Here is a 16817-nt window from a genome sequence, read left to right on the forward strand (position 1 = left end):
GCCATGAGCGAAGATCGATCGAGCAACGGGCAGAAGTCCTGGCTGGGTAAACTGACCCAGGCTTTTGCCCATGAGCCGAAAAACCGCCAGGAGCTGCTTGAGCTGCTGCGCGAAGCCCATCAGAACAAATTGCTGGACAGCGAAGCGCTGACCATCGTCGAAGGCGCCATTCAGGTCGCCGACCTGCAGGTTCGCGACATCATGGTGCCGCGCTCGCAGATGAACAGCATCAAGGCCGGCCAGTCGCCTCGCGAGTTCCTGCCGGCGGTGATCGACGCCGCGCACTCGCGCTACCCGGTAATCGGCGAAAGCCATGACGATGTGCTCGGGATCCTGCTCGCCAAAGACTTGCTGCCGTTGATCCTCAAGGAGAACGGCGACAGCTTCAACATCAAGGACCTGCTGCGCCCGGCCACCTTCGTGCCCGAGTCCAAGCGCCTGAACGTGTTGCTGCGTGAATTCCGCGCCAACCACAACCACATGGCCATCGTCATCGACGAATATGGCGGCGTGGCGGGCCTGGTCACCATCGAGGACGTGCTGGAACAGATCGTCGGCGATATCGAAGACGAGCACGACGTCGAGGAAGACAGCTACATCAAACCACTGCCCAGCGGTGATTTCCTGGTCAAAGCGCTTACCCCGATCGAGAACTTCAACGAGTTCTTCGACAGCGAGTTCTCCGATGACGAGTTCGACACGGTCGGCGGCCTGGTGATGAGCGCCTTTGGCCACCTGCCCAAGCGCAACGAAACCACTGAGATCGGGTCTTACAAGTTCCGTATTCTCAACGCCGACAGCCGGCGGATACACTTGCTGCGCCTGACCCCGATCACCCGTTAAGGACAAACATGCGTTGGATCACCCGCCCCGGCTGGCCCGGTAACCTGCTGGCCCTGGCGGCCGGTGCTTCCACCCTCCTGGCCCTGGCGCCGTTCGACATCTGGCCGTTGGCGGTGCTGTCCATCGCGGTGCTCTACCTTGGCCTGCGCGAGCTCAGCCCGCGCCAGGCCATGTGGCGTGGCTGGTGGTTTGGGTTCGGCCTGTATGGCGCCGGCACCTGGTGGATCTACGTCAGCATGAACACCTACGGCGGCGCCTCGCCGCTGCTGGCAATCGTGTTGTTGCTGGCGTTCTTCGCCGCACTGGCCTGGTTCTTCGCCCTGCCCACCTGGCTGTGGGCGCGCTGGCTACGGCGCAACGAAGCACCACTGGCCGACGCCCTGTGCTTCGCCGCCCTCTGGCTACTGCAAGAGGCCTTCCGCGGCTGGTTCCTGACCGGCTTCCCCTGGCTCTACGCCGGCTATAGCCAACTGGACGGCCCGTTGGCCGGCCTTGCGCCGCTGGGCGGGGTATGGCTGATTTCCTTCACCCTCGCCCTCACCGCCGCCCTGCTGTGCAACCTGCACCGCCTGCGCACCCGCCCCTCGTTCCTGGCCGTGGCCAGCGTGCTGTTGCTGGCCCCCTGGGTGCTGGGCCTGGCGCTCAAGGGCCATGCCTGGACCATTCCGGCAGGCGATCCGCTGAAAGTGGCGGCGATCCAGGGCAACGTCGAGCAGGACCTGAAGTGGGACCCCGCGCACATCGACGCGCAACTGGCGCTATACCGCGACCTGAGCTTCAGCTCCAGGCCGGTGGACCTGCTGGTGTGGCCGGAAACCGCCGTTCCGGTGCTCAAGGACCAGGCCCAGGGCTACATCGACGTGATGGGCCGCTTCGCCGCCGAGCGCCACTCGGCACTGATCACGGGCGTACCGGTGCGTGAAGAAGTGCACCACCAGCGCCGCTACTACAACGGCATCACCGTCACTGGCGAGGGCGATGGCACCTACCTCAAGCAGAAGCTGGTGCCATTTGGCGAGTATGTGCCGCTGCAAGACGTGCTGCGTGGGGCCATCGAGTTCTTCAACCTGCCCATGTCCGACTTCGCCCGCGGCCCGGAAGACCAGCCGCTGCTGCAGGCCAAGGGCTACCAGATTGCCCCTTACATCTGCTACGAGGTGGTCTACCCCGAGTTCGCCGCCGGCCTGGCTGCGCGTAGCGACCTGCTGCTGACCATCAGCAACGACACCTGGTTCGGCAAATCGATCGGCCCCTTGCAGCACCTGCAGATGGCGCAGATGCGCGCTCTGGAAGCCGGCCGCTGGATGATCCGCGCCACCAACAACGGCGTGACCGCGCTGATCGACCCGTTTGGCCGCATTACCACGCAGATTCCGCAGTTCCAGCAGGCTGTGCTGTATGGTGAGGTGGTGCCGATGCAGCAGCTGACGCCTTACCTGCAATGGCGCTCATGGCCGCTGGCGATTGTCTGTGCATTGCTGCTGGGCTGGGCGTTGCTGGCAGGGCGTATTGCAAAAACCGTCTGATTGGCGATACGCGACCACTGTAGGAGCGGGTTTACCCGCGAATACGGTAGTCGCGGCAACGGTGAACAGCGGGTGGAGATTGGCCAGCAGGGCAGGCCCTTTCGCGGGCAAGCCCGCTCCTACAGGGGTTATGTAAGCCGGTAAATCAGTAGAACACCCGATACCCCACCAACCCCACCACTTCATTGAACAACTGCCCGCTCTGCCACATCGCCCGGCTCTCTGGCAGCAGACCGCCAAACGGCCGCGCATGATCGCGCCCAAGGAACCCCACCGGCGCCGGCACCACCTCGAACCCCGCCTGTTCAAAACTCCAGCGTGAGCGCTGCATGTGCCAGGCCTGGGTCACCAGCACCACCCGGCGAAATCCCAAAGGCTGCAGCACCTTGGCCGTCAGCTGAGCATTTTCCCAGGTCGTGCGGCTGGCCTCTTCGCGCCATTTCACCTCGACCGCGAAATCTTCATGCAAGCGTTCCGCCATCAGCCTCGCCTCGCTGGGCGGCGTGCCGTAATGCAACCCACCACTGGTCAACACTGGCAGGCCCGAGGCCTTGGCCAGCCGCGCGGCAAAGCGCATACGTTCCAGTGCCGTGGCCGTGGGCTGGTCACTGCCACCCCAGGCCGGGTCCCCGCGCTCGCGCCCGGCGCCCAGCACCACAATGGCATCCGCCCGGCTCGCCAGGCCGGCCCAGTCGCTCACGGCCAGCGGCGGCTCACTTTCCAGCACACGGGCGGTTTCCTGCACCACCAGCGGCAGGCTCATCAACCACAGGCCACCCAGCCCTACGCTAAAGCAAAGCGCCGCCAAACGTGGCCGCCGCGTACGCAGCCACCATGCCGCAAGCAGCAGCAAGAACAGCACGCCCGGCGGCATCAGCCATTGTTTGATGAAGAATCGGATCGGCATCGGCCACACCTCCTTGGCAGGCGTGCAGCCTAGAAGGATCGACGCCGGTCAACAAGTGCGTACCGGCGTCGATCTTGAGTTGTGTGATAGTGAAGAACCGGCGCGCGATAGCCTGCGCCTGGCGTCCTGAACGGCTAGCGATGTGGCAGCGTCCTGGATCTCGCCGTACTGGCGGGGCGTTTCTTATCCTTGAGCCAGATGATCTTGGCCGATGTCGGCTCCGCTTGTGGGTAACTGCCGACAGGGGCATTGTGGCGCTCCGGAAGGGATTCCAGGTAGGCCTTGATCACTTCGAACTCTGCGTGGCTCAGGCCACGCAACTCAAGCTCAGCTGGCATCTCGTCGCGCAATCGCACCGAGGTCCTGGCCGTTTCCAGTGCCAGGCCAAGCCGGTCGATCAGGCGCTCGTAAAGCTCCGGTCTGATTGCGGGTAGCTGCGTCTCTCCCATCCGTTCACCTCATTGAAGGTAAGAATATCTCCCCCCACACCTGAGCTTAGCGTCGTTGCAAAAAGCAGCCGTGCGCCGCGACCAGCGGGCATTCGCAACGAAGGTTTCCCACGATGCGCGGCGCTGCTGTATGCTACGGCGTTCACTCTAAACGACACCGGAGTGCCGGACGCAGCGAGGTTCCGCTGCCTGGAACAAGGTCTCTTCTCTCTCAGCCAAAAGTAGCCATGCACGAACAATACACGCCCCGTGATATCGAAGCCGCCGCCCAGAAGTTCTGGGACGAGCAACAATCGTTCGCTGTTACCGAACAGCCAGGCAAAGACACCTACTATTGCCTATCGATGTTCCCGTACCCGAGCGGCAAGCTACACATGGGCCACGTGCGCAACTACACCATCGGTGACGTGATTGCCCGCTACCAGCGCATGCTGGGCAAGAACGTCCTGCAGCCGATGGGCTGGGACGCTTTCGGCATGCCCGCGGAAAACGCGGCGATGAAAAACAACGTCGCCCCGGCCAAGTGGACGTACGAAAACATCGACTACATGAAGACCCAGCTCAAGAGCCTGGGCCTGGCCATCGACTGGGCACGTGAAGTCACCACCTGCAAACCCGACTACTACCGTTGGGAGCAGTGGCTGTTCACCCGCCTGTTCGAAAAAGGCATCATCTACCGCAAGAACGGTACCGTGAACTGGGACCCGGCGGACCAGACCGTACTGGCCAACGAACAAGTCATCGACGGCCGTGGCTGGCGTTCGGGCGCGCTGATCGAGAAGCGCGAAATCCCGATGTACTACTTCCGCATCACCGATTACGCCGACGAGCTGCTGGAGAGCCTCGACGAGCTGCCGGGCTGGCCTGAGCAGGTCAAGACCATGCAGCGCAACTGGATCGGCAAATCGCGCGGCATGGAAGTCCAGTTCCCGTACGACAAGGCCAGCATCGGCCACGAAGGCACCCTCAAGGTCTTCACCACCCGTCCGGACACGCTGATGGGCGCCACCTATGTCGCCGTCGCCGCCGAGCACCCGCTGGCCACCCAGGCTGCGCAGGGCAACCCGGCGCTGCAGGCGTTCATCGAAGAGTGCAAGAGCGGCAGCGTTGCCGAAGCCGACATGGCCACCCAGGAGAAGAAAGGCATGGCCACTTCCCTGCTGGTCGAGCACCCGCTCACTGGCGAGAAGCTGCCAGTATGGGTCGCCAACTACGTGCTGATGCACTACGGTGATGGCGCGGTAATGGCCGTGCCGGCCCACGACGAGCGCGACTTCGAGTTCGCCCACAAGTACAACCTGCCGGTCAAGGCCGTGGTGCGCACCAGCGCTGGCGATGAAGTCGGCAGCGAGTGGCAGGCCGCCTATGGTGAGCACGGCCAGCTGATCAACTCCGCCGAGTTCGACGGCCTGGACTTTGCTGGCGCCTTCGACGCCATCGAAGCGGCCCTGATCCGCAAGGAACTGGGCAAATCGCGTACGCAGTTCCGCCTGCGCGACTGGGGTATCAGCCGCCAGCGCTACTGGGGCTGCCCGATCCCGATCATCCACTGCCCGTCCTGCGGCGACGTACCAGTACCGGAAGACCAGCTGCCGGTCACCCTGCCGGAGAACGTGGTGCCGGACGGCGCCGGTTCGCCACTGGCGCGCATGCCTGAATTCTACGAATGCAGCTGCCCGAAATGCGGTACTCCGGCCAAGCGCGAAACCGACACCATGGACACCTTCGTCGAGTCGTCCTGGTACTTCGCCCGCTACGCCTCGCCAAACTACGACAAAGGCCTGGTCGACCCTAAAGCCGCCAACCACTGGCTGCCGGTAGATCAGTACATCGGCGGTATCGAACACGCGATCCTGCACCTGCTGTACGCGCGCTTCTTCCACAAGCTGATGCGTGACGAAGGCCTGGTCACCTCGAACGAGCCATTCAAGAACCTGCTGACCCAGGGCATGGTGGTCGCCGAGACCTACTACCGCGTTGCCAGCAACGGCGGCAAGGACTGGTTCAACCCGGCCGATGTCGAAATCGAGCGTGATGCCAAAGCCAAGATCATTGGCGCCCGCCTGAAGACCGACGGCTTGCCGGTGGAAATCGGTGGCACCGAGAAAATGTCGAAGTCGAAAAACAACGGCGTCGACCCGCAGTCCATGATCGAAGCCTACGGCGCCGACACCTGCCGCCTGTTCATGATGTTCGCCTCGCCGCCCGACATGAGCCTGGAATGGTCCGACTCCGGCGTCGAAGGTGCCAGCCGCTTCCTGCGCCGTGTCTGGCGTCTGGCTCAGGCTCACGTCAGCCAGGGCCTGCCAGGCAAGCTGGATGTTGCCGCCCTGGACGACGCGCAAAAGGTCATCCGCCGCGCCATTCACGCTGCCATCAAGCAAGCCAGCACCGACGTGGGCCAGTTCCACAAGTTCAATACCGCCATCGCCCAGGTGATGACCGTGATGAACGTGCTGGAAAAGGCCCCGCAAGCCACCGAACAGGATCGCGCCCTGCTGCAGGAAGGCCTGGAAGCCGTCACCCTGCTGCTGGCGCCGATCACTCCGCACATCTCTCACGCGCTGTGGCAGCAACTGGGCCACGCAGGCTCGGTGATCGATGCCGCCTGGCCAAGCGTCGACGAACAGGCGCTGGTGCAGGACTCCATTACCTTGGTGGTTCAGGTCAACGGTAAACTGCGCGGCCAGGTCGAGATGCCTGCCGCTGCCAGCCGCGAAGAAGTCGAAGCCGCTGCCCGCAGCAACGAGAATGTCCTGCGCTTCATCGATGGCCTGACCATCCGCAAGGTCATCGTGGTACCGGGCAAGCTGGTCAACATCGTCGCCAACTGATGAAAACGCCCACCCGCATTGGCTGCGGGTGGGCGGAACAGGCCCAAAAGGGAGCAACAACATGATCAAACGCAATTTGCTGGTAATCGGCCTGGCGGTCATGCTCAGCGCCTGCGGTTTCCAGCTGCGCGGCACCGGCGCCACCGAGCTGAGCGTAAAGGAAATGGACGTCAGCGCGCGCAATGCCTATGGCCCGACCGTGGTCCAGCTGCGTGAAGTGCTGGAACGTAGCGGCGTCAACGTGCACGCCGGCGCACCGTATCGCCTGGTGCTGACCAACGAACAGGAGCGCGAGCGCTCGGCTACCTACAACAGCGGCAACCGTACCGCCGAGTACGAGCTGACCACCAAGCTGGATTACAGCATCCTGGGCCTGAACAACCTGGAGCTGATGAGCGACAAGCTGGAGGTGCGCAAGGTCTACGTGCGTGACGGCTCGAACATCACCGGCTCCGAGCAGGAAGCCAAACGCGCCCGCGAAGAAATGCGCCGCGACCTGGTCAACGCCATGGTCGTACGTTTGCAGATGCTGTCCCCGTCCCAACTGGATGAGCTGCAGCGTAAAGCCGACGAGCGCGCTCAAGCCGAAGCTGCCGCGCTGGAGGCTGCCCGCCGCCAGCAAGCCGAGACGCCTCAGCAATCGCCACTGGAAGTACCGGGCAACTAAGCCCGCGAGGGGCGCCCTCGGGCGCCCCGTCTGTTCCCCATGAAACTCGCCCCCGCCCAACTCAACAAGCACCTGCAAGGCGCCCTGGCACCGGTCTACGTGGTCAGCGGCGACGACCCGCTGCTGTGCCAGGAAGCCGCCGACGCCATCCGCAATGCCGCGCGTCAGCAAGGTTTCGATGAACGCCAGGTGTTCAGTGCCGACGCCAACTTCGACTGGGGCACCCTGCTCCAGGCCGGTGCAAGCCTGTCGCTGTTTGCACAGCGCCGCCTGCTGGAACTGCGCCTGCCCTCGGGCAAGCCCGGTGACAAGGGTGCCGCTGCGCTGATGGAATACTGCGCCAACCCCGCCGAAGACACGCTGCTGCTGATCAGCCTGCCCAAGCTCGACAGCAGTGCGCAGAAGACCAAGTGGGGCAAGGCATTGATCGAAGGCGCCCATTGCCAGTTCATCCAGATCTGGCCGGTGGATGTGCACCAGCTCCCGCAGTGGATCAACCAGCGCCTGCAACAGGCCGGCCTGTCAGCCCAGCGTGATGCCGTCGACCTGATTGCCGCGCGCGTGGAAGGCAACCTGCTGGCAGCCGCGCAGGAAATCGAAAAACTCAAGCTGCTGGCCGAAGGTAGCCAGATCACCGTGGAAACCGTACAGGCTGCCGTCGCCGACAGTGCCCGCTTCGATGTCTTCGGCCTGGTTGATGCCATTCTCAACGGCGAGGCTGCGCATGCCCTGCGCATGCTCGAAGGCTTGCGCGGTGAAGGTGTGGAGCCGCCAGTCATCCTCTGGGCCTTGGCCCGTGAGCTGCGCCAACTGGCTGGGCTAGCCCAGCAGTTCAGCCAAGGCGTGCCATTGGACAAAGCGTTCAGCCAGGCCCGCCCGCCCATCTGGGACAAACGCCGACCGCTGGTCAGCAAGGCCCTGCAGCGCCTCTCGGCGCAGCGTTGGGCGCAACTGCTGCAGGATGCCCAGCGAATCGATGCGCAGATCAAAGGGCAGGCTGAAGGTTCGCCCTGGATTGGCCTGGCGCGGCTGTCGCTGTTGATGGCTGGCCAACGCCTGGCCCTGCCTCCCGAGTAACTGCGGCCGTCGTAGGAGCGGGTTTACCCGCGAAAGGGCCGGGCCTGCTGGCCAATCTCCACATGCCGTTCACCGTTGCCGCCACCACCGTATTCGCGGGTAAACCCGCTCCTACACACGCATCGGTGGTTGGACGCAGGTCGTAGTAGGAGCGGGTTTACCCGCGAAAGGGCCGGGCCTGCTAACCAAACTCCACCCGCCGTTCACCGTTGCCGCCGCCACCGTATTCGCGGGTAAACCCGCTCCTACACACGCATCGAAGGTTGGGCGCAGGCCGTCGTAGGAGCGGGTTTACCCGCGAAGAGGCCGGGCCTGCTAACCAATCTCCACCCGCCGTTCACCGTTGCAGCCGCCACCGTATTCGCGGGTAAACCCGCTCCTACACATAGGCACCAGAGCCTCGACCATATACACAATCAATTGGCCCCCACCCTTCGGGGAGCCTACAGTGCGCCCGAACCCACCCAACCCGGGAAGCCCGCCATGAGCAAAAAGCCGAAAAAGCACGGCCACAACAAGGCCAAGTCCATCGTTGCCCAGCCACTGTTCCGCTGCCGACAGGAACAACCGAACAAGGGCAAAGGCAGCTACCGCCGCGAAGCCTTCCAATCGAGAGATTGGGAGGCTTCCTACTTTTTGGCTGCATGAAAGCATCGCAAGCGCAGGCATGGTATGGTCGTCACCTGACCTGCAACTCTGGATCTGTGCATGCTCTTCCGTCTTATCCCCCGCTGGGAAACCCGCCAGCTGATCGCGGCCTCCAGCTTCATTCTGCTCGTGGCCTGTGCGGAAAAGCCCACCGCCGCCGACGCGCTGCCGCTGGCCCCTGCCCAACCCAATCCCGTGGTGATCGTGCCCGGCGCAACGCCCGACGTCAGCACTGACATCCAGCCCCTGCAAACCTTCGCCCAATGGCAAGCGGGCTTCCGCGAGCAGGCCCTGCAAGCCGGCATTTCGCCGAGCACCTTCGACCGTGCCTTCCTCGGTGTCACCCCCGACCTGGACGTGATCAAGGCAGACCGCAGCCAGCCGGAGTTCACCCGCCCGGTGTGGGAATACCTCGAAGGCGCCCTGTCGCCCCTGCGTGTGCGCAACGGCAAGAAGCTGCTGGAGCAGAACGCCGAGCTGCTGACTCGCCTTGAGCAGCGCTATGGCGTGGACCGCCAGGTGCTGGTCGCGGTGTGGGGCATGGAAAGCAACTTCGGCCAGTTCCAGGGCAACAAGTCGGTGATCCGCTCGCTGGCCACTTTGGCCTATGAGGGCCGCCGACCACAGTTCGCCCAGGACCAGCTGATTGCCGCGCTGCAGATCATCCAGCACGGAGACATCCAGCCTGAAGCCATGCGTGGCTCGTGGGCCGGCGCCATGGGCCAGACCCAGTTCATCCCGACCACCTACAACACCCATGCCGTGGACTTCGACGGCGATGGCCGCCGCGACATCTGGAACAGCACACCAGACGCCCTGGCCTCAACAGCGCACTACCTGCAGAGTTCGGGCTGGAAACGCGGCCAACCGTGGGGCTTCGAGGTACAGGTGCCGGCCGGCTTCGACTTCTGGCAGGCCGATGGTGCACTGCGCAAACCGGTGAGTGAATGGCTGGCGATGGGCGTGAAACTGCCAGCGGGTACCCAGCTGCCGCCAGGTAGCAACCAGCTGTCTGCCGCCCTGCTGCTGCCGGCCGGTGCACGCGGCCCGGCGTTCCTGGTGCTGGACAACTTCCGCGCCATCCTCAAGTACAACAACTCGTCGTCCTATGCCCTGGCGGTGAGCCTGCTCGGGGATCGCTTCAGCGGCTGGGGCTTCATTGCCGGCAGCTGGCCGAAAGAGGACCTGCCGCTCAGCCGCAGCGAGCGCATGGAGTTGCAGAACTTGCTGAACAGCCGCGGGCATGATGCGGGTAATGCCGATGGCATTATCGGGGCCAATACCCGCAAGGCGATCCGCAATGCCCAGCAAGGGCTGGGATGGCCGGCGGATGGCTACCCGACCCATAAGCTGCTTGAGAGCCTGCGCCAGCAGTAAGCATTTCGGGGCCGCTGCGCGGCCCCGGTAATCTCACGCCCTGAACAGATCCTGCTCCAGCACCAGTGTTTGCTGAACACTGTCCAGCCTCACCCGAGCCCCTAGGGGCAAGCAGACATTCGGGTCACAGTGCCCGCTGCGCCAACCCGCCAGCACCGGCACACCCAGCGGTGCAAACGTATCCTCCAGCAACGGCGTCAGCGCCGCTGTGGTAATCCCGGCAAAGTCGCCCACCAACACGCCTTTGATACCCTCCAGCTTGCCTGCCAGGCGTAACTGGGTCAGCAGCCGATCCACCCGGTACAACGGCTCGTTGACGTCCTCGATGAACAGGATGCAGCCCTGGGTATCCAGCTCGGCAAGGGTCCCCATGGTCGCCCCCAGCATCGACAGGTTGCCACCCAGCAGCGGTCCGCTGGCCACCCCCGGCAGCACGCAGTCCAATGCGAAGCCCGCCGGGTGCGCGACCTGCTCGCCTGCCCTCACATGCCCACCCAGTTGCGCCAGCAACGACGACTCGGTCGGTGGCAACTTGGCCCCCAACAGGTCGGCATTGAGCATCCCCCCATGGAAGGTCAGCAGCCCGGCATGCCGGTAGATCGCCGTATGCAGCGCGGTGATGTCGCTGTAGCCGATCAGCGGCTTGGGGTTGCGCCGGATCAGTTCAAAGTCGAGCTGGTCAAGCAGGCGCATGCTGCCGTAGCCCCCACGCATGCACAGGATGGCGTCCATGGCCGGATCGGCAAACGCTCCATGCAAGTCCTGCAGGCGCTGCTGGTCCGGCCCCGCCAGGTAGCCCTGCGCTTGCAGGGCACCCGGGTAGATATGGCAACGGTAGCCGCGGTCAACGAACCACTGGCTAACCTTGTGCGCATCAAGCCGCGCCGCGCCCGCCGGGGCGACAATGGCAAAACATGCATTGGCCGGCAGCGCGGCTGGCAGGGTGGGTTGGAAGGTTTTGGCGCAGTACATCGCGGCTCCTTGCAGCGCATGGGACACAAACAAAAATGCCGATGCCGCCCTTGGGCGCGCATCGGCATCTGTGGCTCCGCTCTAGGCTAGAGCATAGCTCAGAGCTTGATCTTGGCTTCGTGGGCCTGCTGGTCGGCGTGGTACGAAGAACGCACCAGCGGGCCAGAAGCAACGTTCTTGAAGCCCATCTTGTAACCTTCCTCGGCGAACCAGGCAAAGGTGTCCGGGTGAACGAAACGCTGCACCGGCAAGTGGCTGCGCGACGGCTGCAGGTACTGGCCGAGGGTGAGCATGTCGATGTCATGCTCGCGCATGCGGTGCATCACTTCGATCACTTCCTCGTCGGTTTCGCCCAGGCCGAGCATCAGGCCCGACTTGGTCGGTACGTGCGGCACCAACTGCTTGAACTTCTGCAGCAAGTCCAGCGACCAGTCATAGTCCGAACCCGGGCGCGCGGCCTTGTACAGGCGCGGTACGGTCTCGAGGTTGTGGTTGAACACATCCGGCGGCTCTTGCGCGGTGATTTCCAGGGCAACGTCCATACGGCCACGGTAGTCCGGCACCAAGGTCTCCAACTGCACCCCCGGTGACAGCGCACGGATTTCCCGGATGCAGTCAGCAAAGTGCTGGGCACCGCCGTCACGCAGGTCGTCGCGGTCCACCGAGGTGATCACCACATACTTCAGGCGCAGGTCGGCAATGGCAACCGCCAGGTTTTTCGGCTCGTCCAGATCCAGCGGCTTCGGTCGGCCATGGCCAACGTCGCAGAACGGGCAACGACGGGTGCAGATGTCACCCATGATCATGAAGGTGGCGGTACCACCCGAGAAGCACTCGCCCAGGTTCGGGCAGGAGGCCTCTTCGCACACGCTGTGCAGTTTGTGCTTGCGCAGCAGTTGTTTGATGCGGTCTACCTCGGGCGACACCGGGATACGCACGCGAATCCAGTCGGGCTTCTTGGGTAGCTCATCGGTAGGGATGATCTTCACCGGGATGCGCGCGACTTTGTCGGCACCACGCAGCTTGACCCCAGCTTCCACCTTCTTCGGCGCTGGGCGCGGGGTGGCATCCTGGGTAGGTATCAGGTTCGGCACGGCTTCTTGCACAGTTGTCATATTCAGTCGATTCCGCCCGTGAGGGTCGTCTGCTCAGCGTAGTCGAGGTGCTTGACCAGCTGTCCGCGCAGCCTTGTCCTGACCTCGTCGAGTTCGATCGGACCTGCCAGGTCGCGCAGCTGGGTCATCGCCAGCCCCGCATAGCCGCAGGGGTTGATTCGGCGGAATGGCGCAAGGTCCATGTCCACGTTCAGGGCAAGGCCGTGAAACGAACGGCCGTTGCGAATTCGCAGGCCGAGGGAGGCGATTTTCGCTCCGTCGACATAGACACCCGGGGCATCGGGCTTGGCAGACGCCTGAACAGCATAGCTGGCGAGCAGGTCGATGAGGGCCAGCTCGATACGGCTGACCAGCTCACGCACGCCAAAGCCCAGCCGGCGCACATCCAGCAGCAGGTAGGCCACCAGCTGCCCGGGGCCATGGTAAGTGACCTGGCCGCCGCGGTCGGTCTGCACCACCGGGATGTCGCCCGGCACCAGCAGGTGCTCGGCCTTGCCGGCCTGCCCCTGGGTGAAGACCGCAGGGTGCTCCACCAGCCAGATTTCATCCTGGCTGTCCGGGCTGCGCTGCTCGGTAAAACGACGCATGGCCTCCAGCACCGGTTCATAGGGCTGCAGGCCAAGCTCGCGAAAACCGAGGCAGGCGGACATCAAAGCACCATTTTCACGATGCCGGTAGCGCGCAGGGCGCTGTTGATATCGTGCAACTGGTTCTCGCTTTCGGCAACGATGTGCAATTGCACGGTGGTGTACTTGCCTTCCTTGCTCTGGCGTTCGGCCAGGGTGGAAAGGTCGACTTTGGCGTGCTTGCTGAGAATCTCGATGACCGTGTCCTTGAAACCGACAACGGTGTCACCGATGACCTTGATCGGGTAATCGTCGCAAGGGAATTCGATCTTGTGCGACTTGACGTCTGGTTCGCTCATGGCGGAAACGGCCTCGTAAGCCGTGGCAACAACAACACCCCCGCGGTAGGCGCGGGGGCATGCAGGTCACGTATCAGTTGAACAACCCGTAGAAGAATAGACGGATGCTATCCCACATACGGCGGAAGAAACCACCTTCCTCGACGCCATCAAGGGCAATCAGGTCGGCGCTGTGAACCACTTTCTCGTCCAGTTTGACTTCCACTTTGCCGATCACGTCACCTTTGGCGATCGGTGCGGTGAGCTGCGGGTTCATGGTCATCGAAGCCTGCAGGCGCTTCAATTGGCCTTTAGGCATAGTCATGGTCAGGTCGTCAGCCAGGCCAGCCTTGATCTGGCTGGTAGCGCCCTTCCAGACCGGGGCCTGGGTCAGCTCGGTGCCCTTCTGGTAGAAGGTCTGGGTTTCGAAGAAGCGGAAACCGTAGGTCAGCAGCTTCTGGGTTTCGGCAGCACGCGATTGTTCGCTGTTGGTACCGAACACCACGGCGATCAGGCGCTGGCCGTCACGAACGGCCGACGCCACCATGCAGTAGCCGGCTTCGTCGGTGTGACCGGTTTTCAGGCCATCGACGGTCTTGTCGCGCCACAGCAGCAGGTTGCGGTTAGGCTGCTTGATGTTGTTCCAGAAAAACTCTTTCTGCGAGTAGATGGCGTAGTGGGCCGGGTCGACATTGATGATCGCACGGGCCAGGGTTGCCATGTCGTGCGCCGACGAGTAGTGCTCGGGGTTCGGCAGGCCGGTCGGGTTCATGAAGTGACTGTTGGTCATGCCCAGGTCGGCAGCCGTCTTGTTCATCATGTCGGCAAAGGCGTCTTCGCTGCCGGCGATGTGCTCGGCCAAGGCGACCGAGGCGTCGTTACCGGACTGGATGATGATGCCGTGCAGCAGGTCGCTGACCGTGACCTGGCTGCCAACCTTGATGAACATGCGCGAACCGCCGGTACGCCATGCGTTTTCGCTGACAGTAACCGGGTCGCTTTCACCGATCTGGCCGCGGCGGATGTCCAGGGTGGCGATGTAGGCGGTCATCAGCTTGGTCAGGCTGGCTGGCGGCAGGCGCTCGTCACCGTTGTTCTCGACCAGCACGTTGCCGCTGGACGCGTCCATGAGTACGTAGGACTTGGCTGCCAGTTGGGGTGGCGCAGGCGTCATCTGCTCCGCCGCGAAGGCGGCAGGCGTGATCAGCAGCAGTACAGGCAGGCAAAGTCGTTTGGCAAGGTTGGTGATGTTCATCCGTCTCTCGAAAATCGCTAATGGTCTGAGATGTTCCCTGGGCAAGATCATGTGCCCAGCGCCAGTCAGTCTAGTTTTATGGCCAATGGCCTGGCCCGCGAACGTGCGGCTTTATGTCGCTGCGGGCAAAAGCGGTCATTGTACATGGCCGCGACCGGCAATTCATGACAAAACCGATAGTTTGGTGTTGCCGTCTTCGCAGGCGCGCCCGCCCCCACAGTCAGTCTGTTGTGACCAGCTTTGCCTGCCCCAAGTTCGCCAGGCGAATGCTGTCTTGTGCTTGCTGGATCTCGCCCTGACTGCCGATCGGCCCCAGGCGCACGCGGTGCAGGGTCTGCTGGTTACGCACGATCGAGCTGATGAACACGGGTGCATTGACCATGGTGCTGAGCTTGGCGCGCAGCAACTCGGCAGCGTCCGGGTTGGCGAACGCGCCTACCTGCAAGAAACTGCCACCGTTACCGCCGGGCACGTTGTTGCCACCCACCTGCACCGGTACCACGGGCGCGGCGTGCTGCTGTGGCGGCGGGGTCCATTGCTCGACACGCCCGGTACTGGCCGGTATTGCCTGGGTCTGCGCCACTTGCGGCTCTTTCAGCACCATAGGTGGGGTCTGGCCACGCTGGGCCCACCACTGCTGCGGGTCGATGCCCTCGACGCGCACGTGCGCGGTACCGATCTCGGCATAACCGAGCTTTTTTGCCGCAGCATAGGACAAATCGATGATGCGGTCGGAATAGAACGGGCCACGGTCGTTGACCCGCAGGATCACGCTGCGGTTATTGGCGAGGTTGGTCACCTTGACGTAGGCCGGCAGAGGCAGGGTCTTGTGCGCTGCGCTCATGCCATACAGGTCGTACAGCTCGCCGTTGGCAGTGTTCTGCCCGTGGAACTTGGTGCCGTACCACGATGCCGTACCCTCGGCGCGGTAGTTGCGCGAGTCCTGCATCGGGTAGTAGGTCTTGCCAAGCACCGTGTACGGGTTGGCCTTGTAGTTACCGGTGTGCACGGTCGGGGTGGCATCGGGGATCTTGTTCACATCCACGTCCCACCACGGTGCGCCGTCCTTGTGCGCCCGGTTGATGTCCAGGCCCGGCTGGCTGCGCACGACGTTACCACTGCTTTTCGGGGCCGGCCGGTTGGAAGAGCAGCTGGCCAGCGCCACACCGACGGCGAGGCAGGTGAGCAGCTTGAAAGCGTTGCCAGAGATGATTGCGCGCATTACTTGACGCCCCGTACTTGAACCAGCTGTTCCGCAAGCTGATGTACCGCCATGGCATACATCACGCTGCGGTTGTAGCGAGTGATCGCGTAGAAGTTCTTCAGGCCCATCCAGTACTCGGGGCCGCTCTCGCCCTCGAGACGGAAGGCGGTAACCGGCAGATCATCGCGCAGCGAATCATGAACCGACCAGCCAAGCGTACGCAACTCCCCTACCGTTTTCACCGGCTCGATGCCGGTGGTCAGGCCTTCGTCGGCGCGCTCACCTTCCACCCAGGCGCGACTGACCACACCCTCGCCGGCCACCCAGCCGTGGCGCTTGAAGTAGCTGGCCACGCTGCCGATAGCATCGTCAGGGTTGTTCCAGATATTGATATGGCCGTCCCCGTCGAAGTCCACCGCGTAGTTGCGGAAGCTGCTTGGCATGAACTGCGGCAGCCCCATGGCGCCAGCGTACGAGCCCTTGAGCGTCAAGGGGTCGAGCTGCTCCTCGCGGGCCAGCAGCAGGAACTCACGCAGCTCCTTGCGGAAGAACTCGGCCCGTGGCGGGTAGTCGAAGCCCAGCGTCGACAGGGCGTCGATCACCCGGTAGTTGCCGGTATTGCGGCCAAAAAAGGTTTCCACGCCGATGATCGCGACAATGTACTGCGCAGGTACGCCGTACTCCTGCTCGGCACGTGCCAATACAGCCTCGTGCTGACGCCAGAAATCCACACCGCGAGCGATACGTGCATCGGTGATGAACATCGGCCGGTAGTCCTTCCACGGTTTGACCCGCTCGGCCGGGCGCGATATGGCGTCGAGGATCGACTGCTTGCGCTGCACCTCACGGAACACACCCATCAGTTGCTCAGGCGCAAAACCATAGTCGCGGCTCATTTCGCCAACGAACGCGGCTACCTGGGGCGAGCCGTCGTATTCGCCGGCATGGGCCAGCTGTACAGCGCCGAACAGGCCCACCGCACCGATCCAAGGCGCACAACGGGCAGCCCAGTTACGCACTGCTTGCATGAAATTGTTCA

At 63.3% G+C, this 16817-nt stretch carries 16 protein-coding genes; 7 read left to right on the forward strand and 9 right to left on the reverse strand.

Annotation, left to right across the window (positions count from 1 at the left end; translation table 11 throughout):
• Positions 1-3: 3 nt before the first annotated feature.
• Together ACZ889_RS00820 and lnt are read left to right on the forward strand one after the other, a co-directional pair.
• A complete protein-coding gene (locus tag ACZ889_RS00820; RefSeq protein WP_003249762.1) occupies positions 4-843 on the forward strand; it encodes an HlyC/CorC family transporter in 840 nt (279 codons plus the stop codon).
• A gap of 8 nt (positions 844-851) precedes the next feature.
• Positions 852-2369, forward strand: coding sequence for an apolipoprotein N-acyltransferase (lnt, locus tag ACZ889_RS00825; RefSeq protein ID WP_110160098.1), 1518 nt, complete (start codon positions 852-854; stop codon positions 2367-2369).
• Positions 2370-2514: 145 nt separating this feature from the next.
• Here lnt and ACZ889_RS00830 read toward each other — a convergent pair whose 3' ends face one another.
• Both ACZ889_RS00830 and ACZ889_RS00835 read right to left on the reverse strand, forming a co-directional pair.
• Entirely contained in the window at positions 2515-3276 is a 762-nt protein-coding gene (locus ACZ889_RS00830; protein WP_409282846.1) for a YdcF family protein, read from the reverse strand.
• Positions 3277-3410: 134 nt separating this feature from the next.
• Positions 3411-3725 (reverse strand): hypothetical protein, encoded by a 315-nt coding sequence (locus ACZ889_RS00835; RefSeq protein WP_010955411.1) that lies wholly within the window; start codon positions 3723-3725, stop codon positions 3411-3413.
• 227 nt (positions 3726-3952) lie between these two features.
• Between ACZ889_RS00835 and leuS the strand changes: the two genes are divergently transcribed.
• From leuS to ACZ889_RS00860, 5 genes are all read left to right on the forward strand, one after another.
• Entirely contained in the window at positions 3953-6559 is a 2607-nt protein-coding gene (gene leuS, locus ACZ889_RS00840) for a leucine--tRNA ligase (RefSeq protein ID WP_476257121.1), read from the forward strand.
• 61 nt (positions 6560-6620) lie between these two features.
• Positions 6621-7226, forward strand: coding sequence for an LPS-assembly lipoprotein LptE (locus ACZ889_RS00845; protein WP_014592529.1), 606 nt, complete (start codon positions 6621-6623; stop codon positions 7224-7226).
• A gap of 39 nt (positions 7227-7265) precedes the next feature.
• Positions 7266-8303 carry a DNA polymerase III subunit delta gene (gene holA / locus ACZ889_RS00850; RefSeq protein ID WP_003249749.1) on the forward strand — a complete coding sequence of 346 codons (1038 nt, stop codon included), beginning with the start codon at positions 7266-7268 and terminating at the stop codon, positions 8301-8303.
• A 483-nt stretch (positions 8304-8786) separates the two neighbouring features.
• On the forward strand, positions 8787-8951 hold the full coding sequence (arfA, locus tag ACZ889_RS00855; RefSeq protein ID WP_180689202.1) for an alternative ribosome rescue factor ArfA: 165 nt from the start codon (positions 8787-8789) through the stop codon (positions 8949-8951).
• A gap of 60 nt (positions 8952-9011) precedes the next feature.
• Positions 9012-10328: a lytic murein transglycosylase gene (locus tag ACZ889_RS00860; RefSeq protein ID WP_121784115.1), complete on the forward strand. Its 1317-nt coding sequence runs from the start codon at positions 9012-9014 to the stop codon at positions 10326-10328.
• 33 nt (positions 10329-10361) lie between these two features.
• Here ACZ889_RS00860 and ACZ889_RS00865 read toward each other — a convergent pair whose 3' ends face one another.
• The 7 genes from ACZ889_RS00865 to mltB form a co-directional block, all read right to left on the reverse strand.
• Positions 10362-11300: a S66 peptidase family protein gene (locus ACZ889_RS00865; RefSeq protein ID WP_476257122.1), complete on the reverse strand. Its 939-nt coding sequence runs from the start codon at positions 11298-11300 to the stop codon at positions 10362-10364.
• A 98-nt stretch (positions 11301-11398) separates the two neighbouring features.
• Positions 11399-12415 carry a lipoyl synthase gene (lipA, locus tag ACZ889_RS00870; protein WP_003249742.1) on the reverse strand — a complete coding sequence of 339 codons (1017 nt, stop codon included), beginning with the start codon at positions 12413-12415 and terminating at the stop codon, positions 11399-11401.
• Between the two features lie 2 nt (positions 12416-12417).
• A complete protein-coding gene (lipB, locus tag ACZ889_RS00875; protein WP_003249738.1) occupies positions 12418-13065 on the reverse strand; it encodes a lipoyl(octanoyl) transferase LipB in 648 nt (215 codons plus the stop codon).
• A complete protein-coding gene (locus ACZ889_RS00880; RefSeq protein ID WP_003249736.1) occupies positions 13065-13340 on the reverse strand; it encodes a DUF493 domain-containing protein in 276 nt (91 codons plus the stop codon). Before ACZ889_RS00880 ends, lipB begins: the two co-directional genes overlap by 1 nt.
• 73 nt (positions 13341-13413) lie before the next feature.
• Positions 13414-14574 (reverse strand): D-alanyl-D-alanine carboxypeptidase family protein, encoded by a 1161-nt coding sequence (locus ACZ889_RS00885; RefSeq protein ID WP_003249733.1) that lies wholly within the window; start codon positions 14572-14574, stop codon positions 13414-13416.
• Positions 14575-14794: 220 nt separating this feature from the next.
• On the reverse strand, positions 14795-15796 hold the full coding sequence (locus ACZ889_RS00890) for a septal ring lytic transglycosylase RlpA family protein (protein WP_180689201.1): 1002 nt from the start codon (positions 15794-15796) through the stop codon (positions 14795-14797).
• A complete protein-coding gene (gene mltB, locus ACZ889_RS00895) occupies positions 15796-16806 on the reverse strand; it encodes a lytic murein transglycosylase B (RefSeq protein WP_476257123.1) in 1011 nt (336 codons plus the stop codon). Before mltB ends, ACZ889_RS00890 begins: the two co-directional genes overlap by 1 nt.
• Between the last annotated feature and the right edge of the window lie 11 nt (positions 16807-16817).

This window comes from Pseudomonas sp. TE3895, from assembly GCF_056278855.1.

What these genes read in the sequence shown, in the direction of transcription:
- ACZ889_RS00820 (WP_003249762.1), top strand. Translation starts at nt 4, where the DNA reads ATGAGCGAAGATCGATCGAGCAACGGGCAGAAGTCCTGGCTGGGTAAA.
- lnt (WP_110160098.1), top strand. Translation starts at nt 852, where the DNA reads ATGCGTTGGATCACCCGCCCCGGCTGGCCCGGTAACCTGCTGGCCCTG.
- ACZ889_RS00830 (WP_409282846.1), bottom strand. Translation starts at nt 3,276, where the DNA reads ATGCCGATCCGATTCTTCATCAAACAATGGCTGATGCCGCCGGGCGTG.
- ACZ889_RS00835 (WP_010955411.1), bottom strand. Translation starts at nt 3,725, where the DNA reads ATGGGAGAGACGCAGCTACCCGCAATCAGACCGGAGCTTTACGAGCGC.
- leuS (WP_476257121.1), top strand. Translation starts at nt 3,953, where the DNA reads ATGCACGAACAATACACGCCCCGTGATATCGAAGCCGCCGCCCAGAAG.
- ACZ889_RS00845 (WP_014592529.1), top strand. Translation starts at nt 6,621, where the DNA reads ATGATCAAACGCAATTTGCTGGTAATCGGCCTGGCGGTCATGCTCAGC.
- holA (WP_003249749.1), top strand. Translation starts at nt 7,266, where the DNA reads ATGAAACTCGCCCCCGCCCAACTCAACAAGCACCTGCAAGGCGCCCTG.
- arfA (WP_180689202.1), top strand. Translation starts at nt 8,787, where the DNA reads ATGAGCAAAAAGCCGAAAAAGCACGGCCACAACAAGGCCAAGTCCATC.
- ACZ889_RS00860 (WP_121784115.1), top strand. Translation starts at nt 9,012, where the DNA reads ATGCTCTTCCGTCTTATCCCCCGCTGGGAAACCCGCCAGCTGATCGCG.
- ACZ889_RS00865 (WP_476257122.1), bottom strand. Translation starts at nt 11,300, where the DNA reads ATGTACTGCGCCAAAACCTTCCAACCCACCCTGCCAGCCGCGCTGCCG.
- lipA (WP_003249742.1), bottom strand. Translation starts at nt 12,415, where the DNA reads ATGACAACTGTGCAAGAAGCCGTGCCGAACCTGATACCTACCCAGGAT.
- lipB (WP_003249738.1), bottom strand. Translation starts at nt 13,065, where the DNA reads ATGTCCGCCTGCCTCGGTTTTCGCGAGCTTGGCCTGCAGCCCTATGAA.
- ACZ889_RS00880 (WP_003249736.1), bottom strand. Translation starts at nt 13,340, where the DNA reads ATGAGCGAACCAGACGTCAAGTCGCACAAGATCGAATTCCCTTGCGAC.
- ACZ889_RS00885 (WP_003249733.1), bottom strand. Translation starts at nt 14,574, where the DNA reads ATGAACATCACCAACCTTGCCAAACGACTTTGCCTGCCTGTACTGCTG.
- ACZ889_RS00890 (WP_180689201.1), bottom strand. Translation starts at nt 15,796, where the DNA reads ATGCGCGCAATCATCTCTGGCAACGCTTTCAAGCTGCTCACCTGCCTC.
- mltB (WP_476257123.1), bottom strand. Translation starts at nt 16,806, where the DNA reads ATGCAAGCAGTGCGTAACTGGGCTGCCCGTTGTGCGCCTTGGATCGGT.